General features: G+C 55.1%; 24 protein-coding genes. 20 read left to right on the top strand and 4 right to left on the bottom strand.

What is annotated here, in order from left to right:
- Positions 1-84 precede the first annotated feature (84 nt).
- Positions 85-1,206 carry an S-layer homology domain-containing protein gene (locus tag KGZ93_00120; GenBank protein MBS3908030.1) on the top strand — a complete coding sequence of 374 codons (1,122 nt, stop codon included), beginning with the start codon at positions 85-87 and terminating at the stop codon, positions 1,204-1,206.
- A 172-nt stretch (positions 1,207-1,378) separates the two neighbouring features.
- Complete coding sequence (locus tag KGZ93_00115; protein ID MBS3908029.1) at positions 1,379-2,413, top strand: S-layer homology domain-containing protein; 1,035 nt, start codon at positions 1,379-1,381, stop codon at positions 2,411-2,413.
- On the opposite strand, the gene KGZ93_00110 is transcribed toward KGZ93_00115, so the two are convergent.
- A complete protein-coding gene (locus tag KGZ93_00110) occupies positions 2,410-4,089 on the bottom strand; it encodes an S-layer homology domain-containing protein (protein ID MBS3908028.1) in 1,680 nt (559 codons plus the stop codon). The genes KGZ93_00115 and KGZ93_00110 overlap by 4 nt on opposite strands.
- A 332-nt stretch (positions 4,090-4,421) precedes the next feature.
- Here KGZ93_00110 and KGZ93_00105 point away from each other — a divergent pair, with 332 nt between their 5' ends.
- Complete coding sequence (locus KGZ93_00105; protein ID MBS3908027.1) at positions 4,422-6,560, top strand: S8 family serine peptidase; 2,139 nt, start codon at positions 4,422-4,424, stop codon at positions 6,558-6,560.
- Between the two features lie 43 nt (positions 6,561-6,603).
- Here KGZ93_00105 and KGZ93_00100 read toward each other — a convergent pair whose 3' ends face one another.
- On the bottom strand, positions 6,604-7,482 hold the full coding sequence (locus KGZ93_00100; GenBank protein ID MBS3908026.1) for a hypothetical protein: 879 nt from the start codon (positions 7,480-7,482) through the stop codon (positions 6,604-6,606).
- 292 nt (positions 7,483-7,774) lie between these two features.
- Here KGZ93_00100 and csaB point away from each other — a divergent pair, with 292 nt between their 5' ends.
- The 6 genes from csaB (at position 7,775) to KGZ93_00070 (ending at position 15,362) form a co-directional block, all read left to right on the top strand.
- Positions 7,775-9,520: a polysaccharide pyruvyl transferase CsaB gene (csaB, locus tag KGZ93_00095; protein ID MBS3908025.1), complete on the top strand. Its 1,746-nt coding sequence runs from the start codon at positions 7,775-7,777 to the stop codon at positions 9,518-9,520.
- Positions 9,521-9,569: 49 nt separating this feature from the next.
- Positions 9,570-11,156 carry a murein biosynthesis integral membrane protein MurJ gene (gene murJ, locus KGZ93_00090; protein ID MBS3908024.1) on the top strand — a complete coding sequence of 529 codons (1,587 nt, stop codon included), beginning with the start codon at positions 9,570-9,572 and terminating at the stop codon, positions 11,154-11,156.
- Positions 11,157-11,273: 117 nt separating this feature from the next.
- A complete protein-coding gene (locus KGZ93_00085) occupies positions 11,274-12,095 on the top strand; it encodes a purine-nucleoside phosphorylase (GenBank protein ID MBS3908023.1) in 822 nt (273 codons plus the stop codon).
- A gap of 19 nt (positions 12,096-12,114) precedes the next feature.
- Positions 12,115-13,371 (top strand): adenosylhomocysteinase, encoded by a 1,257-nt coding sequence (locus tag KGZ93_00080; protein ID MBS3908022.1) that lies wholly within the window; start codon positions 12,115-12,117, stop codon positions 13,369-13,371.
- A 33-nt stretch (positions 13,372-13,404) separates the two neighbouring features.
- Positions 13,405-14,439: an S-methyl-5-thioribose-1-phosphate isomerase gene (gene mtnA, locus KGZ93_00075; protein MBS3908021.1), complete on the top strand. Its 1,035-nt coding sequence runs from the start codon at positions 13,405-13,407 to the stop codon at positions 14,437-14,439.
- A gap of 107 nt (positions 14,440-14,546) precedes the next feature.
- On the top strand, positions 14,547-15,362 hold the full coding sequence (locus tag KGZ93_00070) for an AEC family transporter (protein ID MBS3908020.1): 816 nt from the start codon (positions 14,547-14,549) through the stop codon (positions 15,360-15,362).
- Between the two features lie 355 nt (positions 15,363-15,717).
- Here the strand turns inward: KGZ93_00070 and KGZ93_00065 are convergent, their stop codons facing one another.
- Together KGZ93_00065 and KGZ93_00060 are read right to left on the bottom strand one after the other, a co-directional pair.
- A complete protein-coding gene (locus KGZ93_00065) occupies positions 15,718-16,521 on the bottom strand; it encodes a ComF family protein (protein ID MBS3908019.1) in 804 nt (267 codons plus the stop codon).
- Positions 16,514-16,765: a hypothetical protein gene (locus KGZ93_00060; protein MBS3908018.1), complete on the bottom strand. Its 252-nt coding sequence runs from the start codon at positions 16,763-16,765 to the stop codon at positions 16,514-16,516. The genes KGZ93_00065 and KGZ93_00060 overlap by 8 nt, the downstream gene beginning before the upstream one ends.
- 224 nt (positions 16,766-16,989) lie before the next feature.
- On the opposite strand from KGZ93_00060, the gene KGZ93_00055 reads away from it, so the two are divergent.
- The 11 genes from KGZ93_00055 to secA all read left to right on the top strand — a co-directional run.
- Entirely contained in the window at positions 16,990-17,193 is a 204-nt protein-coding gene (locus tag KGZ93_00055; protein ID MBS3908017.1) for a cold shock domain-containing protein, read from the top strand.
- Positions 17,194-17,398: 205 nt separating this feature from the next.
- The gene (gene raiA / locus KGZ93_00050; GenBank protein MBS3908016.1) at positions 17,399-17,956 is read left to right on the top strand and encodes a ribosome-associated translation inhibitor RaiA; all 558 of its coding nucleotides are present in this window, start codon (positions 17,399-17,401) and stop codon (positions 17,954-17,956) included.
- Positions 17,957-18,042: 86 nt separating this feature from the next.
- Entirely contained in the window at positions 18,043-18,690 is a 648-nt protein-coding gene (locus tag KGZ93_00045) for a hypothetical protein (GenBank protein ID MBS3908015.1), read from the top strand.
- A 303-nt stretch (positions 18,691-18,993) separates the two neighbouring features.
- Positions 18,994-20,298, top strand: a complete 1,305-nt coding sequence (locus KGZ93_00040) for an HD-GYP domain-containing protein (GenBank protein ID MBS3908014.1) — start codon at positions 18,994-18,996, stop codon at positions 20,296-20,298.
- Positions 20,276-21,520 (top strand): HD domain-containing protein, encoded by a 1,245-nt coding sequence (locus tag KGZ93_00035; GenBank protein ID MBS3908013.1) that lies wholly within the window; start codon positions 20,276-20,278, stop codon positions 21,518-21,520. The genes KGZ93_00040 and KGZ93_00035 overlap by 23 nt, the downstream gene beginning before the upstream one ends.
- Positions 21,521-21,634: 114 nt before the next feature.
- Positions 21,635-21,886, top strand: coding sequence for an AbrB/MazE/SpoVT family DNA-binding domain-containing protein (locus KGZ93_00030; GenBank protein ID MBS3908012.1), 252 nt, complete (start codon positions 21,635-21,637; stop codon positions 21,884-21,886).
- A complete protein-coding gene (locus tag KGZ93_00025) occupies positions 21,883-22,158 on the top strand; it encodes a hypothetical protein (GenBank protein MBS3908011.1) in 276 nt (91 codons plus the stop codon). Before KGZ93_00030 ends, KGZ93_00025 begins: the two co-directional genes overlap by 4 nt.
- A 94-nt stretch (positions 22,159-22,252) precedes the next feature.
- Positions 22,253-22,498 carry a response regulator transcription factor gene (locus KGZ93_00020; GenBank protein MBS3908010.1) on the top strand — a complete coding sequence of 82 codons (246 nt, stop codon included), beginning with the start codon at positions 22,253-22,255 and terminating at the stop codon, positions 22,496-22,498.
- A 202-nt stretch (positions 22,499-22,700) separates the two neighbouring features.
- A complete protein-coding gene (locus KGZ93_00015; protein ID MBS3908009.1) occupies positions 22,701-23,372 on the top strand; it encodes a hypothetical protein in 672 nt (223 codons plus the stop codon).
- Between the two features lie 43 nt (positions 23,373-23,415).
- Positions 23,416-24,087, top strand: a complete 672-nt coding sequence (locus KGZ93_00010) for a hypothetical protein (GenBank protein ID MBS3908008.1) — start codon at positions 23,416-23,418, stop codon at positions 24,085-24,087.
- A gap of 333 nt (positions 24,088-24,420) precedes the next feature.
- Positions 24,421-26,153: preprotein translocase subunit SecA (secA, locus tag KGZ93_00005; protein MBS3908007.1), on the top strand; the 1,733-nt coding region annotated here is incomplete at its 3' end.

Below are 26,153 nucleotides of genomic sequence, written 5' to 3'. Positions count from 1 at the left end.
AATGTGGTATCTTTCTAAGCAGGCAACCGTTTAACTATTTATATGTAGCAAGATTTGGAGCCTAGACCCCAAAAAGGAGAACCCATGCGTCACAGCGAATATCGAATCAAGAGAAGTGCTTGGCGAATTAGAAGAAGCGCTTTACCGCTATTTTTTTCCCTCTGTCTTTTATTCGCTTTTGCGACCCAGGCGGCGGCGGCCACGGTAATTCCTATCGTCTTTCCGGTCAACGGGGAATGCGGTTTCACCGATACCTTCGGCGCCCCGCGCGGCGGCGGCACCCGCACGCACGAGGGCACCGATATCATGGCGGCGAAGATGACCCCGCTCGTAGCCGCGGTAGACGGCGTCATTTCACGGCTCAACAACGGCGAGCAGACCAGCACCGCCAACGGCCTCCCGTACTACAACCTCATGCTCAAGGGCGACGACGGCAACGCCTATTATTATGTCCATCTCAACAACGACACGCCCGGCACCGACGACGGGATGGGCGGGCCGCGGAACGCCTATGCCCCCGGGATAGTCAACGGGTCGAGGGTGGTAGCAGGGGAGCACATAGCATACGTGGGGGATAGCGGGAATGCCGAGGAATCGAGTCCGCACCTCCATTTCGAAATTCACCAGGGCGGCTATAAGAATCCAATTAATCCGTATCCGTCGCTGATGGCCGCCAAGGCGGGCCTTTTCAAAGACATCGGGACGGACGATTGGTGTTTTCAATACGTTTTTTCGCTGGTCAAGAAAGGCGTGGTTAGCGGCTATGGCGACGGGACCTTCAAGCCGACGAGCGCGGTCACCAGAGCGGAGTTTATAAAAATGGTCGTCACGGCGAACGGCATCGATACGCTTACCGCGCATAATGGATATTTCCCCGATGTCTCATCCGCGCATTGGGTCTCGCCTTACGTCGAAGCCGCTAAAGCATTGAACATAATCAGTGGTGACGCGGCCGGCAATTTCAGGCCGGATGTGATTATAAACCGCGCCGAGGCGGCTAAAATCGTCGTCAATGCCGCAAACGCCAACGAGAACGCCTCCGGAGAACTCTTCTCGGACGTCGCATCGGACTTTTGGGCGTACGTGCCGATAATGACCGCGCGGAACTCCGGCATTATCAACGGATATCCGGACGGGACGTTCCGGCCGGTCGGCGGCGCCAGTCGAGCCGAGTCCGCCAAGATAATCTTTTCGATAAGCCCGTAACTGTTGGCGAGTCGAGCCCGTTACAACAAGCGAGCGGTCTATAAGTAGGCGCTTGCACAATAAGTCAAGGGCTTTACTATTTGTGAGAACTATGCAATCCTTAGACTTGCATGCAATCCTTATACTTGCTGAAAGAACAGACGTGTCAATAGTCGCAGTTTAAGACATACTTATGGAAGCAGCCGTTTTCACAGCAAAGGAGGATACGATTATTGATCGAATAATCACCGCTTTGGTCATGATGCTCATCTTATCGATTGCCGCACCGGCTACCTCTACCGCTGCGACCTTCGAAGAGTTCGCGCTTCTCGATTTGATAAACGATTACCGGGCGGGCAAAGGCCTTGGAGAATTGGTTCTTTCGGAACGCTTGACGCAAGCCGCGGCCGGCCACAGCCGCGATATGGCCGCAAAAGATTATTTCTCCCACAAATCTCTGAGCGGCGCCGACTTTTCCGACCGGATAAAAGCGGCGGGTTATACCTATAATACCGCCCTCGGCGAGAATATCGCCGCCGGTCAATGGAGGGCGGCCGACGCTTTTGCGGCCTGGAAATCGTCGCCCGGCCATAATACCATCATGCTCGGTAAGGCCTATAAGGCGGTCGGGCTAGCCAGGGCATACGACGCCGACGCCAAATACCAATGGTACTGGACGGCCGATTTCGGCGGCGTGGTCGATGTCTCGGTACGCGCCGCGAAGTATTCCGAGGCCGACAATTGGGCCTATCAATATATCCAGTGGCTAATCAAGCAGGGCATGCTCTCGGGCTATCCCGACGGCTCGCTCCGTCCGGAAAACCCTATCACACGCGCCGAGTTCTCGACGCTGGTTGCGAAATCATTTAAAATAAGCGCCGGCGGGAGCAAAGTCTTTCGCGACACGAAAAGACATTGGGCCGGGGACTATATCGCGGCCCTCGCCGACCTAGGCTATATCTCGGGATACGGCGACGGCTCGTTCCGTCCGGACGGCCTTATCACACGCGCTGAGATGGTGAAGATGCTTGTTCAGGCCGGGGGGTTGCGGGCGCGGGCGGGCGCGTCGAGTTTTTCAGATGTCAGTGACCACTGGGCTCGGGATTATATTACGATAGCCGCGTCGAACGGGATTATAAACGGGTATGCCGACGGTACGTTCAAGCCCAACGCCGGCTGCCTGCGCTCGGAGACCGCTACCTGCGTCTATAGGATGGTAAACGACTAATACCACAGCAGCGCATTGTTTATCGCGCGCTCGCCCTTGTCCTCATTGGGGTAGTTGCGGACAGCTCCGTTGAAGTAGAGGGTGCTCGAGCCCCCGCCGTCGAGGTTCATGGCATCGACGGCGCCGTGATACTTCATCTCTTCGGCCAGCTCCGTTAAGGTCATCCCCACGCTATAGAAGCTCATCCGGCCGTCGACGACGAGGGCTATGAGGTTGCCCTGCGGGTCGATGCCTATCGCGGTTCTCGGATGCCGCTTCGAGACGATGCGCGACTCGAACCCTTCGTTTTCGACGCTTACCCGGCCATCCCTGACAAGACGCGGACCTCCGCCGATAGCTTTGGTGTCGTCGCGCCAGGACGGCTTGAGATTGAAATTGAGCCTGACGGTGGCGCCTATCCAAATGTTATTGGTCAGGAAGGTCTTGCCCGAGCCGATTCCCGAGAGGACTATCCCGTCGAGCGGGATGGCCTTGTTTCCCGTGCCGTACCTCACATCTACGACCGTTCCGATTATCTCGCTCCCCGGAGTAACCGTTTTATCGACTCGCAATTCGACTTCGGTGCCGTTGCCGTTGGTCAGTGTCGACGGACCGTAAAAAGGCGTATACGCGACTATCGTGTCCTTGGAGGGCACCATATCTCGCGCCTTGTTGACCCATGATATGACGCCGGTCTTCTCGACGCCGCTCGTCGTCTCGAAGGTAAGCGAAGCAACGAGGGACGCCCTATCTATAAAGGTACTCCGGTCGCCCGAGAAGCCGAAGTGCGACCGCTCGTTGATAGGGGAGGAGAGAATCTGCCCGTCGACGAGGAGCCCGCTGCAGCCGCTCTTGCCGTCGCTCGAGAAGAAATCGGCGTTAACGCCCGCTATGGCGTTTTTGCGTTTGGCGAGTGAACTCAGCTTTTCGAGACCGAGGAGCCGGTCTCCGCCCAGCCCCGGATTGGTAGCGGCCGCCGCGTATTTCGGTATTTTCAAGACATGAATACTGAAAGGCCCCGAGTTTTGAAAGCGGCGGTGTTTTTCGTACGTTATCTCATTTACCGTTGAGGTTTCGATGACAAAGTCTTTGCCGACGAGCGAACGGTATATGAGCGCGGCGGCCTCGGCTCTGGTGATGGGTGCGTTTGGGCGGAACGTGCCGTCCGGATAACCGGTGATTATGTAGTTCTCGGCGGCGGCCTCGATGTACGGTTGACCCCAATGGGCGCTCGCCACATCGGTAAAGGAACCGGTGCCGATACTCGCGAGGGAATAACCTTTTGCCTGGACGAGAATCTTCGCTACTTGCGCTCTGGTGGTGGCGTCGTCGGGACGGAATGTCTCATCGGGGAACCCGTTCATCCAGGTCGCTCCGATGGTTTTTGAGATAAACTGAGCCGCCCAGTGGTCACTGGATAGGTCGTTAAAATCTACAGAGCCGGTCGCTTGCTTGAGCAGAAACGCTTCGGAAAGAAGTTTTGCCAACTCGCCCCGGCGCAAACCGTCCGCCGGCCTGAACCGGCCGTCTTCGCCGCCCCTGATTATGCCGTGGTCGGCGAGCGAGAGAATCTGTTTGGCGGCCCAATAATCTTTATCGACGTCTGAAAAAGAGCTGCCGGGCGCGGCGAATGCCGCCGGCGTGAAGCTGAGTATTAGGGTTGCAAGCAGCGCTATCGCGGAAATAGTGCGCCTCATGATATCACCTGTTATTCGGGTTTTCTAGAATCCGGTCAGTCGTTTTCCTCGCGGCCGGTTGTCCGGCAGCCGCTTGGGCTAAACTTCGGGAAAAAAGGACTATTGCTGTTCACAGCGGTATGTGCCGGATACGGCAGATTGCTATGTCAAAAGACATGGTAACATTCTTAGACGATAAGTTCAATGATAAAGTTACGCAAATATGATACTAATAATGAAGGCGCCCTATTGCCTAGGGCCGTCTTTTGCCTTAACATTGGACTGCGATATATGTTAGAATCGTTACATTTATAGTTGCAGCTGTGTTACGTCGAAGTTTAGGTGGTTGATAGATGGGCTTTCCACATGGCGGGAATTTGCGCAAGACCGCAATCCTCGTTTGTTTCTTCCTGATACTGTCCTATCTCAGCTTGCCCGTCGCGGCGGTCGGAGCCAATCCCGCCGGCAACACCCGATACGCGGCAGGTGTGACCGCAAGCAATGGTGCGCACACGAAGAGCGTCGGCGCGGCCTCTGAGGGTGCCGCCAGGCCCGGTGAACTTCTGGTCCGCTTTAAACCCGGCGCCGACCGGGCGGCAGCCGAAGCGCTTCACAGAGAAGTCGCCGCCCGCCCGTTGTCGACTATTAAAAGACTCGATATCGTGCGCGTGGTTATCGAGAGCGGTGCGGTCGATGAGGCGGCCCACCACTACATGAATAGCGGCCTGGTTGAGTTCGCGGAGCCCAACTACAGAAGAAAAGCGACCAATTTTGTACCGAACGACCCGCTCTACGCCGACCAGTGGGGCTTGCCTAAGATAGGCATGGGCAAGGCATGGGAGTTAGCGGGGTCGGCTCAGACGCAGGTAAAAGTCGCGGTGCTCGATACGGGAGTCGATGCGAACCACGAGGACCTCAAAGATTCGCTGGCGATAAATACATCCAACGGCGGCAAGGTCTTAGGCAGACGCTTTTTTGTCGACGGGAGCGGAAAACAGGGGAGCGACGAAAATTTTACCGATGAGGTCGGTCACGGGACGCACATCAGCGGTATTATCGCGGCCAAGACCGGCAACGCGCTCGGGGTTGCGGGGATAGCCTCGACCGCCCGGATAATGCCGGTAAAGGTCTTGGACGATATAGGTTTCGGCGACGATGTGAGTATCGCGCTGGGCTTGATGTGGGCGGCCGACAACGGCGCGCGAATCATCAATATGAGCTTGGCCGGGCCGACGCCGTCGAAGACGCTCGGCGAAGCGGTCAGGTACGCGCAAAGCAAGGGCGCGCTTATTGTGGCGGCCATCGGCAACGACGGGAGCGGCGTCTCCAACTACCCGGCAGCCTATGAAGGTGTTGTCGCGGTGGGCGCGGTGGACAGCAAGGACGCTTGGATTCACAAGTCGAATTTCGGTCGGCACATCGATGTCGTCGCGCCCGGTCTCAATATTCTATCGACCTTTTTAGCGTCAAAATCATATGACGGAAAGGCCTACGAGGTGAATAGCGGCACTTCGATGGCGACCGGTTTCGTCAGCGGGCTCGCCGCGCTTTTGCTCGCCATAAACCCGGCGCTTACACCCGAACGTGTCGAGGGTATTATGAGCGTTAGCGCGGACGACCTCGGCGTCGCCGGCTGGGATCGCTACTATGGACACGGGCGCATAAATGCCGGGAAAGCCGTTCAGATAAGCACTATCGGCACGAAACCGGCGGTAGCGATTGTCTCCCCGGCGAACAACACGCAAATCACCAAATCGATTATGCCGGTTTTAGTCAATGCGTCCTCGACAAGCACCGACATCGCCTTCGTCGAGTTTTACCTTAACGGCGTTCGGCAAGGCACCGTTGCCGCGCCGCCGTATGTCTTCAACATCGGCACGGGCGACTTGTTCGGCAAGAATACGATAAAAGCGCGGGCTTACGACAAGAACGGCAATACCGCAAGCGCCGAGATAACCTGCTATAAGCAGACCTTCTCCGACGTGGGGTCGGAGTACTGGGCATTTGAGGACATCGAAATTCTCGCATCGGAAAAAGTCCTCGCCGGTTATCCGGGAGGTATTTTCATGCCCGCCAAGGCGGTCGGACGGGCGGAATTTGTCAAGATGCTCGTCGAATCACTCGGATTTTCGAAGAAATCCTCTTACAGCGGTTACTTCAAGGATGTTTCATCCGCGCACTGGTCGTGGCCGTATATCGAGGCCGCCTATGACTTGGGAATAATCAGCGGTTATGGGGAGAACGTCTTCGGGCCCGAGGCGCGGATAAAACGCGTGGAAATGGCCGCGATATTATTGCGCAGCGGGGTCTATTCTCTTAATTACTCGGGGACGGCCTTTAACGATGTGTCTCCCGGGCACTGGGGGTTTGTTTCGGTTATGTCGGCCCGCAACGCCTCTGTCATCACGGGTTACCCGGGGAATTACTTTCGACCGGAGCAGGCGATGAGCAGGGCTGAGGCGGCGCGGGTCATCAAGAACTCGTTGTATTAGCCTGAGCGGGCTATGGACTCCCAAGTTACACGGTCTTGTCTGTTTAAAGGTTGCCGGATGCGCCTGCCGACTGTACGGTGACGGTCCTTAGGTTGGTGTTCCAGGAGACCCGAGCACCGAGGCACTCGGCGATGAACCGCAAGGGGACGAAGGTCGCGCTCGCCTTCATCGACGGCAGGACATCTAAGATGACAGGTTCACCGTTGACGAGGGCTATGTTGTCGCCGATGGTAAGCTCGATGTTGATACCGTTGTGGTCAATGGTTATTAAATCGCCCGCACTATCCCATGCAACCGCGCCGCCGAGTTCCTCGAAGAACTTTCTAACCGGCACCAACGTGCGCCCTTGACGGATAAACGAAGGGGGGTCGGCGCAGAGCAATTTGTCGTTAATGTAGACGAGCAGGTCGTAATTGGGGTCGCGCGATACGAAAAACATGCTCTTGGGGTAGGCGATGAATTCTTGCGCGAACATCTTCCCGTACGGTCCGCCATCGACCGAGCCGATGCCGACGTGCGTATACTCTGCCTCCAGCATGTTCGCCTTGTGTGTCGGGCTCCCCATAAGCCCCTTGAACGCGGCCTCGACCGAGGGTGCGCCTGCGAGGTTCTCACCCGCAAGGAGCCATCCGTCGGATACACCGGACGCCAGAACCCGGTCGAGCAGAGACCCGGAGATCGGAGAATCATGGCTGAAGAAGTCGTGCGTGATCATCTCTTGGCCGTAGCGGCGGGCCATGAAGGTGAGTTTAGGGTCGATTTCGAGTGCCTTCAGGCCATTGGCGCGACGCTCTTTGTTGACGAGGTTGAGCATGTATTGCTCGTCGGCGGTTAGGCTGACAGCGCCCGCGGCTCCAACCGCCAGGGATGATATCAAGACTACCAGCGCCGCGATTAGAGCGATACGTGGCCGGAAACTCACTACAACCATCCTCTCGACTTGCCTTTTGCGAATTGTCCATGCTTTTCAGGGTATGTGCGCCGCATGCAAAACTTACGCCGCGCCGCCGGTTTTATCCGACGCGCGGGCGAATGATATAACTACGGTTATATATCGGTTCCAGAGGTGGCGACTTTAATGGGAGTTGGGAGCCGACAAAAACCACCCCGCATTTTTAGAGTTCCGCTAAAAAAAGGCGCAAAGTAAACCCTCTTTTGATAAGATTATTTAATCGAATGAACCGCCGACATGATCGCCGCAGTCTAAGGTAGTTATGAAAAAAGTACTGATTTCAGGATATTACGGGTTTGGCAATACGGGTGACGAAGCGATACTCTCGGCGATGGTCACGTCGCTCAGGAGCGAAGTGCCCAACGCTGAAATAACGGTGGCTTCGTACCGTCCTCTTGAGACAGAGGCCAGGTATGGAGTCAAAGCTATTCCGCGCTCGGTCGGTTCGGTGCGCCAAGCTTTAAAGAAGAGCGACCTTTTTATCAGCGGGGGCGGCGGGCTTTTGCAGGATGTCACCAGCGTGAGAAGCCTTGTCTACTACTGCTCGCTTCTTTTGCTGGCGCGCGCCGAGCGCGTCCCCATAATGATTTACGGGCAAGGAATAGGCCCGCTGAACAGATATTTCAGCAGGTTTCTCACCAAATTGGCGATATCGGGCGCGAACGTGATAGCGGTTCGCGACGAAGGCTCTAAAAAAATACTCCAAGAAATGAAAGTCCGTCGCGAAGTGGTCGTCACCGGTGACCCGGCGCTCCTTCTCAAGCCGGTACGGATGTCGAGGCTTAAAGGATTGGACCGGCCTGTCGTAGGTTTCGCCCTGCGGGCCTGGCGCGGCATAGAGTATGGGCGCTTAGCGGCGGCCGCCGACAGCATCAAGGCGCGCACCGGGTCGAGCATCGTGTTCATCCCGTTTCATACGAAGCGAGACGACTCGGTGGCCGAGCAGATAACGGCGCGGATGAAAGAACCCGCCACTATTATAAATGGAATCGAGCTGCCGTCGGAGGTTATGGGTGTCATCGGCGAACTCGATGTTTTGGTGGGGATGCGCCTTCACTCCAATCTCTTCGCGGCGCTTCAGGGCATCCCGTTTCTTCCGGTGGCTTACGACCCTAAGGTCGATGAATTTTCTAAAACCGTCGGCGCTCACGCATCTGTAGCCTGCCGCGACCTCGATGAGCGAGAACTCGTCCCCGAAGTAGAGCGGCTCTTGGCGCTCGGCGGTAATTGGGGCTATTCGATAGAGGAGGCGCGCGGCAGAGCGAGGCGGAACGCACTGCTCGCGAAGGAACTGCTCAAGGAGCGCTACATCCTGGGAGTTCGCTTCGACGCCTTCGAGATGGATGAGGCGATAGCGGCGATTGAGGACTTGATAGCCGAGCGTAAGCCGCATCTTATCGTTACTCTCAATGCCGAGATGATGGTCATGGCCAAAAAAGACGACGCGTTTAGGAAGGTTTTGCACGGCGCGCATCTCGTCGTCCCCGACAGCATTGGAATAGTATGGGCGGGTAAGCTGCGGACTCGTGTTCCGGGCATCGAAATGATAGAGGAAATGGCTAAAGTAGCCGTGCGCAAGGGCTACCGCATATACATGGTCGGCTCCGAAGAAGGAGTCGCGCAAGAAGCCGCGCTGAAATTGCGGGAACGTTACCCGGGCCTCAATATCGTCGGCATCGAGAGCGGCTATTTTTCGAGTCAAGAGGAGCCCGGTCTCATCGAGCGTATTAGACGGGCCGAGCCGGATATCCTGCTCGTCGGCTTGGGCATGGGCAAGCAGGAGAAATGGATTGCCGGGCATCTGCGCCGGCTCGGTGTCCCCGCGTGCGTCGGTGTCGGGGGGAGTTTCGATGTCATGGCCGGGCAGGTAAAACGCGCGCCCGAATGGGTGAGGAGCGCCGGCTTGGAGTGGCTCTACCGGTTCGTTCAGCAACCGACGAGATTCAAAAGGATTTTAGCGCTACCGAGATTCGTCTACCTCGTCATACGTGAGCGGGGCTTGATGTAGGCGCGTCTACGGTGAGTGCGCAGGCCGGAAGAGGGCGAGGAGATAATACATGAGCAAAGGCAGGGCGCTTGCGCTCTCGGCGGGCATAGTGACCATAGCGACTCTTTCGGGCCGGATATTCGGCTTTGCGCGCGAGATGGTCATTGCCAACAAGTTCGGCGCCTCCGCTGAAACCGACGCGTTTATCGTCGCGTTCACCATACCAAACATCATATACAGTCTCGTCGTCATGGGGGCGCTGAGCGCCTCGTTCATACCGGTATTTAGCGGGTTGCTCGCCAACGACGACGAAGAAGAAGCGTGGCGCCTGGCGCATACGATTCTCAACCTCTTATTGATTGCGTTCGGTCTTATTGTGGCGGCATTGATGGTCTTCGCGCCGCAGGTAGTCCTTTTGGTATCCCCGGGTTTTGGCTCCTCGGGTGAACAGTTAGCGTTGGCGTCGAGCTTGTTGCGAATTATGGCCCCGGCCCTCGTATTCCTCGGTATATCCGGGCTGATGGCGGGGACGCTAAATTCATATAACCATTTCGCCACGCCGAGCCTGGTCGCGCTCGTGCAAAACGTCATCATGGTCGCGGCTATTATCTTTCTGGCGAAGCGGATGGGTATCTACGCCGCCGCCATCGGGTTTCTTGCGGCTTCACTTTGCCAAGTGCTAATTCAGCTGCCGGCGCTGTTGAAACGAAGATTGCCGTATCGGGCGGTGCTCGATTTGCGAAGCGAGCGGGCAAAGAGCGTCGCCAAATTATTCTTGCCGGTGCTGGCCGCGCTAGCCGCCGGTCAGTCGAATCTTATCGTCGACAAGTGGTTTGCGTCGTTTCTCGAGACCGGCAGCATATCGTATCTCAATTACGCGTTCAAGGTAGGCAGCCTACCGTTGAACACGCTCGTCGCGGCAATCGCCATCGTCTTGTTTCCGACGCTTTCCCGGCAGGCCGCGACGAGGGATATGGAAGCGCTGCGCGATACGATTTCGCTCGGTGTTCGCATTATCGCGATGGTGGCGGTGCCGGCATCGGTCGGTCTTTTTGTCTTAAGCAAACCGATTGTAGGCCTGTTATTCGAGCATGGGGCGTTCGGGCCGACCGCGACGGTCGCGACGGCGACGGCGCTTGCCGCGTACTCGTTCGGCTTGGTCGCCATGGGCCTTAATATGCTGCTCATCCGGTCGTTCTACGCGCTCCATGACGGTGTGACTCCGCTCAAGGCGTCGCTCGTCTTTATAGTCTTGCTGATAGCGCTCGACATAGTTCTTGTCCGCCCGTTCGCGCACGTAGGCCTCGCTCTCGGCTACACAATCGCCGTGAGTGTCATGGCCTTGGTTATGCTCGGCGCGCTTAGAAAGCGCCTCCAGGGCTTGGACGAGGCGAAGCTGCTGGTCTCGTTCGCGAAGACCTCCTTGGCGGCGGTAGTGATGGGGGTGGGGGCGTGGTTTACGGCATCTTACCTGGGCGCGACGCTTGCCGGCGGTACTAAGCTTGCCGAGTTGACGGTCGTAGGGGTTGCGATAGGCGTAGGCGCTCTTTTATATCTCGGTGTCCTGGTTTTGGCGCGGGCCGAAGAGATAACGATAATCCGGCGGCTGATTAGCGGTAAAATCTCCGGCAAACAGGTCGCCGCGGACAACGCTTAAGGGAGTATGTGCCCCGGCGGCGGGTTGACAATCAAACCTAAAACCAACATGCTTTTGTTTATGGCCGATAACCGATAAGAGAAACTGATAGATGACTAATTCGAGCGGGGAATGCTGATGGAGCTGGTAGAGCAGCTTAGACGAAACCTCAAAGAGACGCTTCGTTACCTCAAAGAGCGGGTTGCGGGGACCGTCGATATTGGGATAATCTTAGGGTCGGGCCTTGGCGGTTTGGTCGACGAGGTCGAAAACGCCAAACGCTTTACCTATGACGAACTGCCGCATTTTCCGAGACCGACGACCGAGGGCCATTTCGGCAACCTGGTCATCGGGATGCTGGCCGGCAAGCGCGTAGCCGTGATGCAGGGGCGCTTCCATTATTACGAGGGCTATACTTCGGCGGGCATATCCTATCCGGTCAGGGTTTTGAGCGGGCTCGGCGCGAAGACTCTGATAGTCACGTGCGCGGCCGGCGGTCTCAACCGGGATTTTGCGCAGGGCGATATAATGGCCATTAGGGACCATGTCAATATGATGCCGACCAACCCTTTAATGGGGGCGAACGACGACGAGATAGGGCCGAGGTTTTTGGACATGACCGAAGCCTATAATAGTGAATATCTCGCGTTGGCGCACCGCGTATCCGAAGCGGAGGGCATACCGCTCAAGGAGGGCGTCTATGTCGGCCTGCTCGGCCCGGCTTACGAGACGCCCGCGGAGATAAAGTATTATTCGACGATGGCGGATGCCGTCGGTATGTCGACCGTGCCCGAGGTGCTAATAGCGCGCCACGCCGGGTTGGATGTGCTGGGGTTTGCGGTGATAACCAATGTCTCCGGCGGGCGACACACGGTCAGCCACGAAGAGGTCATAGCCGCCGCGCGGAAGTCATCGGAGTCTTTGGTCCGTTTGATAATAAAAGTCATAGAGAAAATGTAAGCCGCAAAGGAGCGATAGTATGAAGTATGATGTAAAAGACCTCGGTCTCGCGGAGACCGGGAAGAAGAGAATCGAATGGGCCGACAAAGATATGCCGGTGTTGCGCCTCATCCGGGAGCGGTTTGAAAAAGAGAAGCCTCTCAACGGCGTAAAGCTGGCCGCCTGCCTCCATGTCACGTCGGAGACGGCAAACCTGATGCGAACGCTAAAGGCCGGCGGGGCGGAGGTCGTTCTGTGCGCCTCGAATCCGCTGAGCACGCAAGACGATGTAGCGGCATCCTTGGTCAAGGACTACGAGATACCGGTCTTCGCCATAAAAGGTGAAGACGACAAGACCTATTATGAGCACATCCACGCGGCGCTCGACTTTCATCCCGAAATCACGATGGACGACGGCGCCGACCTCGTATCGGTTTTACATACCGACCGGGTCGACCAGGTCGGTGAGATTATCGGTGGAACCGAGGAGACGACGACCGGTGTTATTCGTCTCAAGAGCATGGCGGAGCAGGGAGTCCTGCGCTACCCGATTATCGCGGTAAACGACGCCCAAACCAAACACTTCTTCGATAACCGCTACGGGACCGGACAGAGCACCGTCGATGGCATATTGCGGGCGACGAACATTTTGCTCGCCGGAAGAACCTTAGTGGTGACCGGATACGGCTGGTGCGGCCGGGGTGTCGCGATGCGCGCAGGCGGCATGGGGGCGAATGTCGTCGTCGTCGAGATAGACCCGCTCAAAGCGATAGAAGCCGTTATGGACGGCTACCGCGTGATGCCGTCGATAGAGGCCGCGAAGATCGCCGATTTATGGGTAACGGTCACCGGCAACCTCCATGTCATCGACCGCGCGCATTTCGACGCGATGAAAGATGGGGCGATAATCGCGAACAGCGGGCACTTCAATGTCGAGATAAACATCGCGGCGCTCGAAGAGATGTCCGAATCGCGCAGAGAGGTCCGCGAGTTCGTCGAAGAGTTTTTGATGAAAGACGGCCGCCGCATCTATCTGTTGGCCGACGGCCGCCTGGTAAATCTCGCCGCCGCCGAAGGGCATCCCGCCAGCGTTATGGATATGAGCTTCGCGAATCAGGCCTTGGCCGCCGAGCTTATGCTAAAAGAGGCGAAGAAGATGGAGAAAGACGTCTTCGGCGTGCCGAGCGATATCGACCAGGAAATAGCGCGGCTCAAACTCGCTTCCATGGGCATCGATATAGATGAGCTGACGGAAGAGCAGTATAAGTACCTTCATTCGTGGGAGATGGGGACATAAGACGAATTCGCGAAAATTTTTGGAGGCGTTAGTGTGAAGACAATCGAGTGGAAAAACGGAAAAGTCGTTTTAATAGACCAGACGAAGCTTCCGCTTAAAGAAGAGTATATCGTAACCGACGACTACCGGAGGGTCGCTGAGGCGATAAAGATTCTTAGCGTGCGCGGCGCGCCCGCAATCGGCGTCGCCGCCGCTTACGCGGTTGCGCTGGCGGCCATGGAATCCCAGGCAAAGAAGACCGGGGATTTTTTGGATGAACTCGCCGGAGCGACAGGGCTTATCGGGGCGACGCGCCCGACCGCGGTCAACCTCTTCTGGGCGCTTGAGCGAATGAAAGAAAAGGCCGGCGCCAATTCACATCTCGCGGTCGGCAGGCTAAAACGGGTTCTCAAGGAAGAGGCGGATTTAATCGCCGCCGAGGAACTCGAGATGAGCAAAAAGATGGGCGATTACGGCGCCGAACTCATCGCCGACGGGGATAACGTCCTCACACACTGCAACGCGGGGGCGCTGGCGACAGTCGATTACGGCACCGCGCTCGCGGTTATACGCTCGGCCCACAACCAGGGCAAGAAGATCCACGTCTACGCCGATGAGACGCGGCCGCTCCTGCAGGGCGCCCGGCTTACGACGTGGGAGTTGATGAGGGAAAACATACCGGTCACGCTGATTTGCGACAATATGGCCGGCCATTTCATGAGCCTGGGAAAAGTCGACAAGATAGTCGTCGGGGCGGACAGGGTGGCGGCCAACGGCGACATAGCCAACAAAATCGGCACGTACTCGGTGGCGGTTCTGGCGAAAGAGCACAATATCCCGTTTTATGTCGCGGTCCCGGTTACGACCATCGACACCTCGATTCCGGACGGGAGCCACATACCGATTGAAGAGCGCGAGTCGCACGAGGTGACGGGGTTTGGCGGCTCACAGGTCGCGACCGAGGGCGTCACCGTCGCCAATCCGGCGTTCGACGTTACGCCCAACCGTTACATCACCGCCATCATTACCGACCAGGGTGTCTTGAAGCCGCCTTACGATAAGGCAATCGCCGGACTTTTCGAGAAGTAGACGCTATCAACGAATTAGCGGGCATCATCCTGTCAATACTAATACTCATCTCGATCGGGTTCTTCAGCAAGCGGGCCGGTCTGCTTAAGCGAGCGGATAATGCGGTTTTGAACAACATCATCATCTACATCACGATGCCGGCGCTCATATTTCGCGCCGTTTTCGAATCCGAACTAACTCTGTCCATCATCAAGATATCTTTGCTGGCTTTGGTTGTCGTCGCCGTCAGTATGCTGACGGCGTTTGTTGCGGGGCGTTTCGCCTGCCGTTCGCGCCCGACGTTCGGGGCGTTTGTGCTTGTCGCGGCGGTCGGCAACACCGGCTATCTGGGATTCCCGCTTACGATGGAGATATTCGGCATCGAAAACCTGATAAAAGCGGTCTTCTACGACCTCTTCGGGACGGTGATCATCCTCTTTACCGCGGGCCTGGTAGTCGCCGGCAGGTACGGTGGGCGGGAGGGGAAGATTAACATGGTGCGGGAGATTCTCCTCTTCCCGCCGCTTCTGGGGTTGGTCGCCGCATTCTTGTTCAAAAGCGTCGGTTTGCCGAAGTTCTTTCTCGACGTCATCGGGTTTTTGGCGGGAGCGACGGTGCCGTTGATAATGATCTCCATCGGGCTGGCCCTTGAGGTCGGGCAGGTCCGCCGATACAAGCTCGAGATAGGCATAGTCAGCGTGATAAAGCTCTTTGTGGCGCCGCTGACGGCGCTGGCCGGCGCGACATTGTTCGGGTTGAGCCGCGTCGACCTCGGGATAACCGTGCTGGAGGCATCGATGCCTGCGGCCATGTTCTCGATGATAATCGGGCTCAAATACGGGCTGGACAACGACTTTCTGCCGGCGGCTATCGTCACGACGACGATGATTAGCCTGGTAACGATACCGGCGTGGCAATATGTCTTAAGCCTATTGGTGGGTTAGCGCTAGAAATAAATGCTTCTCAATCATACGGTTGCCTTTAGCCGTTTGTTCTATGTCGGTGGGTTAGCGCGAGAAATAAATGGGCTTCTGCTTAGCTGACCTGGTCTTTGACCCCACACTCGCCTGCCGGAGGCCTCGCAGCCGTTTTAGAGCCACTGATACCTCTCTCGTCCTCCTGGAACGGCAGGGCTTACTCCTAAGACGCACCATGCTCAACAAAAGTCAGATATAGATAGCTTTTGCCTTACGTGGATCCTTTTGCCTGCATCTAGCTTGGATTATCCGGCGCAACACTGGGCGGCGCCGGGGCAACCACAGACCTAAACAGAAACCCAAAGTCATAACCTACCTGATTTTACCCGTATTTGCGAGAATCCACAACCGCGCGCCGACGGTCGCCCCCGGAGCCGTCGAGCGGTGTCCTGGCCACGGTCAGCACATAAACCACTGCGGCGCCGCGTTGTTTAAGGGCGCTAGCGCACTCGCTCGCGGTGCTCCCGGTCGTGTAGACGTCGTCGATGAGGAGTACGCGCTTGGGCACTTTACCGAAAGCCCGAAAAGCCCCCTTGACGTTGTCCGCGCGCCGGGCGAAGCCGAGGCGGTGTTGCTCCGGGATGTTCTTGACCTTTGCGAGCCCGGTGTAGAGCGGCTTATTGTGTCGGCGAGCCAGCTCTTTTGCGAGTAAGCCCGATTGGTTGTAGCCGCGTTCGGCTTCTTTGAGTTTAGAGAGCGGGACAAACGCGACGGCGTCGACGGCGTCCATCAGATGACCCGCCTCATCGTCGATGAAGAGGCTGAGATACGCCGCAAGGCGCTTGCCGTTTTTATATTTAAACGAGTGAATCGCGCTCTTCAGGCTGCCGGTATAGGCGCCGCCCGAGCGCGCCGAGGTGAAGTGGAGGTGCTTGCCCCGGCATTCACGGCAGTCGGCGACCGGCCGCACGCAAGGTTTGCCGCACTTATCGCAGACGGGGTCGGCAATACGCGAAAAGCTGTCCGTGCAGCTCACGCAGAGCGGCCCGTTCGAGGCGCTCTCGCAGACTAGGCAGACCTGCGGGAAGACGAGTTCGGGAAAACCGCCGAGCAGGCGGCGCAAACCCGTCCACGCACTGCGAAAAGAGCGCGGGGCACCACTCCCTATAGGGTTATGGCTATCCATGCGGTTTTGCCCGCGCCGTCGGCTTTGGCCCGGTCGAGCCGGACTTCATAATGATTGGCATATAAACACAATAGCACAAACCAGCACAAACCGATTGGCCAATGGTAAGAAGTTTTTTATAATATTGTTTTGAAATATCAAGCGACAACACGCGCTTGAGGAAGAAGAGGCGGCGAGCGAATATACCATGTTCCGTATAGCAGTCAACGCGCTTCGCTAATAAGGGCATGTCAAATTCGCGCAATAAGAAGAACCCCTACGCGGCGTGGTATGCACGCCACCGGTCTGCGGATGACGGTTGTCGTCAAAGCACCCATATTAATATGGCAATATTTACCTGGTGATTGAGTTTCCTGGGTGGTATGTATGTAATTATAGGTACTATAGATAGCACTTTCGTTTTGTAGACGGGTTCAAAGTGGTATCATATACCTAGGTTGTTGGTTTGTATGGATTTAGGAGGTGCACGTGCTTCAGGGAACGGTCAAATGGTTTAGCGCGGAGAAAGGCTACGGATTTATCGAGCTGGAAAGCGGCGATGATGTCTTCGTACACTTTTCTGCCATTCAGGAGGAAGGCTTTAAAACCCTCAACGAAGGCCAGGCAGTCATGTTCGAGGTGGTTGAGGGAGATCGCGGTCCTCAGGCTTCAAATGTCCAAAGACAAGTATAAACATTTTGAAGTCACTGAAAACCAACAACAACACCCCATGTATTTCATACATGGGGTTTTACGTTAGTGGTATGCCCGAGTTAGTGGTGCGCCCGGCGGGGTTTATGCGCCGGCTGTCAACGGGTCAACCCGCGTTTCCTCATCTGTAGTTATTCAAAGTATAAGAGCTGTCGGTCGACACGAGCATAGTTAGGAGTGTATGCGCATGGAAATAATCGTAAAAGGCAGGCATATGGAGGTAACCGATGCTCTTCGAGCGTATGCCGAAGAGAAAATCGGGAGAATAAGCAAGTATTTCGACAAAATCATCAAAATCGAAATCGCTTTCATAGATGAGAAGAACCCGAGCATCGAAAAATCGAAGACCATAGAGGTGACAGTCTTCCCGAAGGGGCCTATCCTGAGGGCCAAAGAGTCCTCGACCGATATGTATGCCTCGATCGATATGGTCGTCGACAAGCTCGAACGGCAAATCAAACGATATAAGAACAAACTCTCCAAGAGCGCCAAAGGCTCTCCGAAGCCCGGTGAGATGAGCGCGGCTCTCGTCGCGGTCGAAGAGGAGTTCGAAGGCCCGCGTATCGTCAAAGTCAAGCAGATTGCGGTCAAGCCGATGGACGCCGAAGAGGCGACCCAGCAGATGGAGCTTTTGGGGCACGATTTCTTTGTCTTCACCAACACCGATACCGATGAGGTAAACGTCGTTTATAGGCGTCGCGACCATAACTACGGTTTAATCGAGCCGATTTCCGGCAAGATGTAACGCCGGTCGGGCAATTTGCGTTATAGTTAAAGGGAAGCACATATCGAAGAAATTGTTGGCGGCAAGACGGCGGAAGAGGAACCCAAATGAACCCGACGATAGACAACGTCTCGGTCGAGGAGATCGAGGGCTTGCTCTGCCAAATCGAAGAAATCAAGGCGGCACGAATCGTAGTCGGTCCGGGTCGCGGAATCGAAGAGATTCATATTCTAGCGAGTTCGGGCAAGGGGCCCAAGCAAATCTCCCGCGACATCGAATCGATGTTGATGGCGCAATTCGGCCTACCCGTAAACCACCGCAAAATCAGTATCGCCCAGCTTGGCTCCGCTGAGCACAGGGTGCCGAGAGCGCGGCTGAAACTCGATTCGGTCCGGCACGAAGTCGATGACCGGAGGGCACGAGTCGCGGTGACTTTGCGCCACGGCGAGACCGATTACGAAGGCCTCGCGGAGGGGGTCGCATCGAGAGTAGGCAGGCTACGGCTTGTCGCGAGCGCCGCCTTAGCCGCCGTTGAGCGGATAATCGCAGGGAACGAGGCCTTCGCCCTCGAAGACATCACCGCGATGGCTTTGGGTCGCGATACGGTCGTCGTTGCCTCGGTGGCGTTACTCGACAGTAGCGGCGATGAGACATATGTCGGTTGTGCTATAGTAAAAGACGATGAGCGCGAAGCGATAGTAAGAGCGGTGCTCGACGCCGTCAACAGGCGCTTGGAACTCTTGATAACCTCATAGCGTTAGCGTTGATTTCTGGACCGACATCAAAATGTTCGAGACAAAGGTGAACAATCGATTAGTTATTGAGCGGAGCGGTGCTGACCCTTCCGACAGCGAGCGGGGAAGGGGAGAGAACCTAAAAGGAGGTCTCTTTGTTGAAAGCCCGTATTCTGATGACACTCGTTGCCCTCGCAAGCTTGATTCTGGCCGGCGGAGCCGGCAGCAGAATGGGTTGATTTTCTTTTGATGTCGGTCCTTTTTTATCTATAGCAAGAAGGACGACCGGCTGTCGGTTCGACTATTATCACTCAAAGAGATACAGTGAAGGACATCACTTCCAAGGCGAGAATATTTTTTTATAGCGTATATGCGGCGGCATTTGTGGTTTTGCTTGCAAGCTTGATAACCAAGCCCGCTTTATCGTGGGCGGATGTCGCTTTTTTTGCGTTGTTCATTTTTGTCGCCGATTCTTTCACCATCCCGCTACCGAAGAATGCTTCGATTTCAGTCAGTTTCGCCGTTATTTTCGCGGCGGCGCTTCTCTTCGGCCCCCAGGCCGCGGTAATCGCCGGCCTCATAACGGTAATCAATATCGGTGACCTCAAGCGCAAAATCCCCTGGTACAAGATGGTATTTAGCGCGTGTAATTATGTCATATCGGCCTATGCCGCCGGTTATGTCTACATCTTGACCGGGGGCTCTATCGGCGGGATAACCGTCGCCGACTTCCCGTACATAATCGTGCCCGTGGTCTTTGCGAGCACGGTCTTCTTCGCCCTAAACACCGGCCTTATCGCCCTCGGAGTCGGCCTTTTGAACGACGAATCACCCGTTGGTATCTGGCGTTTCGACTACCAGTGGCTCATCCCGAACTACTTCGCCCTCGGTGTGCTGGGCTTGGTTCTGGCGCAGATATACTACCTGACCGGCCCGGCGAGCTTCGTCCTTTTGATAGTGCCGCTCCTCATCGCCCGGCAGACCTTCCAGGTCTATATGCAGCTGCGAGGAGCGTATCTCGATACGGTCAAAGCCTTGGTCCAGGCGCTGGAGGCCAAAGACCCGTACACGCGCGGCCACTCGGAGCGCGTCGCCAAGTACGCGGAGCAAATCGCGCGCGAGCTAAAACTGCCCGAAGACCGGGTGGAGACGCTTCGCTACGCGGCGCTTCTGCACGATATCGGAAAAATCGGCATCGCCCGCAAGATTCTCAACAAGCCGGGAAAGCTCAACAACGACGAGTTCAAAAAGATACAGTCGCACCCCAGAATCGGCGCGAGCATCCTAAATGATATCGATTTTCTCGAAAAAGCGATCCCCGCGGTCTATTACCACCACGAACACCTCAACGGACGCGGTTACGGGGAGGGCCTGGCGGGAGAGCGCATCCCGCTTCTCGCGCGGATTATGACGGTCGCCGACAGCTTCGACGCGATGACCTCGACGCGCTCATATAGGCCGGCGATGAGCGTCGAGGAGGCGGCCGAGGAATTGATGGCGTGCTCTAACCGGCAGTTCGATAGCGAAGTCGTCGAGGCTTTCATGCGCGCGCTCGACCTGTCGATGGAGAAGGCCGGCCCCGAGATAAAGGAGTTGCAGCTAAGCATTGGAGTCGAGAATCCGGCATAAGGCGAAAATATATAGGAGTGTCGTAATATCGTTTGGCGTCATCGCGCTCGCGGTCTACGCGATGCGCCTGACCGCGGATAATCTCGCCATGGTCGGTTTGTTCGCGCTCGCGGCAATCATCAGCAGGCTCCTCGATATCCGCCTGCCGCAAGGGGGCAAGGTCCACATCGACACGGCGGTAATCATCGCCTCGGTCTTGCTCTTTCCGCTGCCGCAGGCGCTCCTCATCATCGTAGTCGGTGTCGTCGTATCGATGCTGGTGCAGCGATTGAAGTTAAAGTTCACAGCGACGATGTACCCGCTTTCGCAGCTCGTTTTGATTGTTATAGCGGCCGCCCAGGTCTTTTACGCGGCCGGCGGCGAGACCGGCAAAATCGAGCCGTTTTACGGCATAACGGCGCTGGTATTGCTCTGCGGCGTCTACACCTTCTTGATGCTCGGCCTCGACCAACTGGCTATCTCTATCAACCGGGGAACACCGTACATCCCCGCGTTCATGTCGGCGGTCGAGTTTTTGGCCCCGTTTTATTTAGCGCTCTCATCGCTCGGGGTGCTTCTTGCGATAATGTACGGGGGCATGGCGTACTGGGGGCTGCTCATATTTTTTGTGCCGCTTCTGGTGACGCGCCTCTCTTTTAAATCTTTTCTCGACATCCGCAGGGTATACCGGAAGACCATCGAGGCGTTGGCGAATACAATCGAAGCGCAGAACCCGCGCCGGCGCGGCCACGGCCAGCGGGTAGCGAGTTACTCGGTCGATATAGGCAAAGAGATGGGGGTGCACGGGCGCGACCTCGAGTTAATCGGCTACGCCGCGCTCCTGCACGACATCGGCATGCTCGGCGTCGACGAGGACTCGCTCGACCACCTGCTGGAGCAGGCGAGCGCGCAGAGCGGCGAAGCCCCGCACGCCATCATCGGCGCGGAGATAATAGAAGAGGTCGATTTCTTAAAAGACGCGGCCGACATGGTCCGCAAGCACCACTTCCCGATAGATAAAGTCGGCTCGCCCTCCGAGCTGTCGCTCGGCGCGCGCATCATCAACGTCGCCAGCTCGTTCGACAAGTTTACCCGCGCGGACAACCCCGACGAGCGCCTCACCGCCTACCAGGCCATAACCCGCATCAAGAAAGACCAAGCCATAGTCTACGACCCCAAAGTAGTCCGCTCCCTCATCAATGTCCTCCGCAAACAGGGGAAGTTGATGGAGTTTGTGAGCTAAGCCGGACGCATGCGGAAAGCATCTAACTAAGAATTCCTAAATAATTCAGTAATTCGGATTAACGGATTGACGTATATGCAGCATATCCGTCATAATTGTATTGAGGTGGTAATCTTGATAAGGCGATTAACGGAAAGAAGCAGCATTAGTATCCCGAAAGAGAATCTTGAGCGTGTAGGTGTGCAGCCGGGGGATTATTTCGAAGTGTCGGACGACGGCAGGCGGATTATCCTCACGCCGAAAGTCGTTGATGACAAGTTTTCAGAGAAAGAGTGGGAAGAACTTGCGTCGTTGGCTAAAAAGGCCGGCAAAAAATACAAGACGGCAGCCTCAGCTAAGAAGCACCTCGAAAGGCTGTCCGAGTGAACTACGAGTACAAACCTTCCTTTGAGCGAATGTTCAAGGAGCTTGAACCGGGCGCAAAAATACGGGCTGTTAACGCGATATTCTCACTAATCGACTTCTTCGAGACCGGACAACGAACCGTCGGTCTCGGACTAAAACAGCTCCGAGGCGATTTTTGGGAAATCAGAGTCGACCTCAAAATCCGAGTTCTTTTTGTTTTCGAAAGTGATACTGTCAGCTTCATAGTCGTCGGAACCCATGACGACATCTCGAAATTTCTTCGCAGGTCTTAAAAAGAAGTTACAAAATCGTACGATGCGTATTCATCCATTGAGATTTGATATACCGATAGGCGTTAAGTGAGATAAGTCTGCAACGTTGTAAGTTATGTGCTATGATAACGATGTTGTTGGTGGTGAAGGATTAAATATGGAAGCTAATCGGATAACTGGCCGAGAGAAACAAATCTTAAGGTTAGTCGGTAAGGGTTTCTCTAATAAAGAAATAGCTTATGATCTTAGCCTAAGCATCTATACAATTGAGAACCACCTCAGTAAGATCTACCGTAAACTTAATGTGAAAGATCGTTTTGAAGCTGTTGAGACGGCTAGAAAAGAAGGCATCTTTCGGTAATTTCTAAAGCCTGCGTCCATCCATCCCATCCCATACATTCTTTCAAGCACAAATTTATTTGCTCTAAACTACGAGCGCTTATAGCTGAATGTAGCCAATATTAGCCGTTGCACAATAGAAATATATTGCTAACCTAATACATAGGATTAAGAGGAGGCGCTGCTATTTCAAGAAACGAGAGGCAAAAGGAAGGGGTTTTATTATGAGAAGCCTTTATTGGCGCATATCATTAAGTCTGCTGCTCTTATTATTGCTGCCTGCAACCGCTTTCGCATTACCTTACGGTGAAGCCGCTTATGCGACCAACTCTACTGGTAGTATAACTACGGCTTGGGGGACTTTTGCTAAGAATTGGGTTATGGATAACCCCACACTGCAATCCCCCGATGGTCAGCACGTGAACTCGATATACATCAGGTATGATAGTAAAAATATAATCGAAATCGGCTGGTATAGAAGCTATCCGTCTTCATCGACAAACCCGCAGGGCTTTACGGTACGTCTAAAGAATGATGTCTACGAATTTAAAGCGCTGGGCGCAATGACAAAAGGCACGTATGCCAACTTTCAGATAAACAATGTGCCGGGCACATATAGTTTTGAAACCTGGATCAACGGAGTTCGGATGTACACATGGACCAATAGCGGCTTTACATCTGGACGAACTAGAGTAGGGGCTGAACGCAGGTACGGTGGATCGGGCGGTGACACCAATTATGCCAATTTTCAGGAGCTTAAATATAAGGGTAGCAGCGGTGCATGGGGATATTGGTACAAAATTAATGACGAGTATTTAGGCGGTCAAGAGGATGTTTGGTACGATGTGTTTCCGAACGATGCTGCGTATAGCTTAATCATTGATAGGAACTCTTAGGTAAAACTAATGTTTCGCAGGATGATGGGGAAGGATGAATTCTATGATGAAAGAGATTAGTAGGCACAAATTGTTAATATTAGCAGGTTTATGTTTACTGGTTGCCTCAGCGCTAGCATTTACAGTTTTTAAATCTAGCATTGCACCCAAAGAAGAATCCAAAGTTGCGATTCAAACAGAAAATAAAACAGAAGCGCTCGTAAAAGAAAGAAAGAATGCATCAATTAAAGCTATTAAAAGGCCAAATGAAAACATGCTTATGATTGAAGGCACAATGAGCGAAGACGGTACTAGAGTTGCCAGCTTTAACGAAGCGCTATCTAAAATTAGCGCAAAACCAAAGCTGCCAGACGCGGCTGTTGCGGGAGAGCCCAAAGCAGTATATGTTCTACACCTTGCCCCCACGCCTGAAGAACAAGGGATAGGTATCGAGTACGAAAACGGTATTTACATTTATATCTACCCTAACAAATATCCAGCGCCTGATTATGATAGTGATTCAAAGACTTTGCCTGGTGTCAAGCTTGGAAATATTAACGGATTTAAAGGAACTATCCATGAATATACCCAGAGAGTTATACCAGTACTCGGTGAAGTGCGGGAATCAGCTCATGTTATTTGGTATGAAGACGGCATTGAGTATAAGATATTTGGCGACAAAGAGGGAAAGGTAAGACTTAAGGATTTACTGCCAATCGCGCATTCAATGCGATAATCAGGCAAAGATATTAAAGCAAATAGACCTACGCAAAGGAGTAAGCTGCTTGAATCTAGGTAGCTTACTCCTGTCTATGCTGATTTTTTGCACGTTCCTTTGCCGGGGTTCTGCGGTTAGTGACAAACGCCGCCCCAAACAACGCCAGGGGGTGTTCTTAATTGCTGGCTTAATATGTGATATATTGCTACCAATCTTCCCCAATGACCATACGCGCGAAAAGTGCTACAATACGTGTGGTTATTTGAAAATCGCGCGGCGTCCGATATTCTGGATTAAGATTACCGACTGCTGTATCCTTGGATGTGATATCACAATTGGAGATGAAGAGAATTGTTTAAGGCACTCGAGAAAGTCCTCCGCATGGGGGAGGGCAAAAAATTTAAATTGCTCGAAGATAAAGTGGCTATGGTAAACGCTTGGGAGCCCGAAATGGCCCCGCTCAGCGATGCCGAACTCAAAGCGAAGACCGCTGAGTTCAAAGCGCGGCTCGCCGAGGGTGAGACGCTCGACGACATTCTGCCGGAGGCCTTCGCCGTTGTGCGCGAAGCATCCAAGCGCGTCCTCAACATGCGTCACTTCGATGTCCAGATAATGGGCGGCACGGTCCTTCATGAGGGCAAAATAACCGAGATGAGAACCGGTGAGGGTAAGACGCTCGTCGCGACGCTCCCCGTATATCTCAACGCGCTGGAGGGCAAGGGCGTCCATGTCGTCACCGTCAATGATTACCTGGCCAAGCGCGACAGCGAGTGGATGGGGCGGATATACGAGTTTTTGGGCTTCAAAGTCGGCTTGCTCCAGAACGACACGCCGCTCGAGGTAAAAAGGGAAGCCTATCGGGCGGACATAACCTACGGAACGAACAACGAGTTCGGCTTCGATTACTTGCGCGACAATATGGTCAGCCATATCGAACAGCGCGTCCAGCGCGGTCGTCACTTCGCCATAATCGATGAGGTCGACAGCATTCTCGTCGACGAGGCTAGGACGCCGCTGATCATATCGGGCCAGCCGGAGCAGTCGGCCGACACCTACTATACTTTTGCGAGGATTATTCCCAAGCTCAAAAAAGGCCGCGACTACGACGTCGACGAGAAGCACCGCACCGTCGCGGTGACCGAGGAGGGCGTCGCTCGCGTCGAAGAAGCGCTCGGCATCGACAACATGTACGACCACGTCAACAGCCAGCTCGTAAACCACCTGCAGCAGGGGCTCAAAGCACAGGCGCTCTTTAAGAAAGACGTCGACTATATCATCAAGGACGGCGAGGTCATCATCGTCGATGAGTTCACCGGTCGCCTGATGGAAGGGCGCCGCTACAGCGAGGGCCTGCACCAGGCGATAGAGGCGAAAGAAGGCGTTCGCATCCGCGAGGAGAACCAGACGCTTGCCACTATTACCTTGCAAAACTATTTTCGCATGTATGAAAAACTCGCCGGTATGACCGGTACGGCCGCGACCGAGGCCGACGAGTTTATGCACATATATAAATTGGCGACGGTCGTCATTCCGACTAATAAGCCTATGGTCAGAGATGACATGGCCGACCTTATCTACAAGACCGAGGAGATCAAGTACAAGGCGGTCATCGACGATATAGTCGAGCGCAACAGACAAGGGCAGCCGATACTGGTGGGCACCGTCTCAATCGAGCGGAGTGAGCTTCTCGGCAAGATGCTCAAGCGCCGCGGCGTCAAACACGAGGTGCTCAACGCCAAACATCACGAGCGCGAGGCCGAGATAATCGCGCAGGCCGGGCGGAAAGGCGCGGTCACTATCGCGACGAACATGGCAGGTCGAGGCGTCGACATCGTTCTCGGCGGCAACCCGCCCGAGCCGGGCGAGGCCGAAGAGGTCTTGGACGCGGGCGGCCTTCATGTTATCGGCACCGAGCGCCACGAGTCGCGCCGTATCGACAACCAGCTCCGCGGCCGCTCGGGTCGCCAGGGAGACCCCGGCTCCACCCAGTTCTATCTCTCGCTCGAAGACGACCTCATGCGTCTTTTCGGCTCGGAGAGAATCGGCAACATTATGGAGCGGCTCGGCGTCCCCGACGACCAGCC

Source organism: Actinomycetota bacterium, assembly GCA_018333515.1.
Lineage (GTDB): Bacteria > Actinomycetota > Aquicultoria > Aquicultorales > Aquicultoraceae > Aquicultor.
Note: the sequence above shows the minus strand (reverse complement) of the source record. Positions and strands in the feature narration are given on the sequence as shown.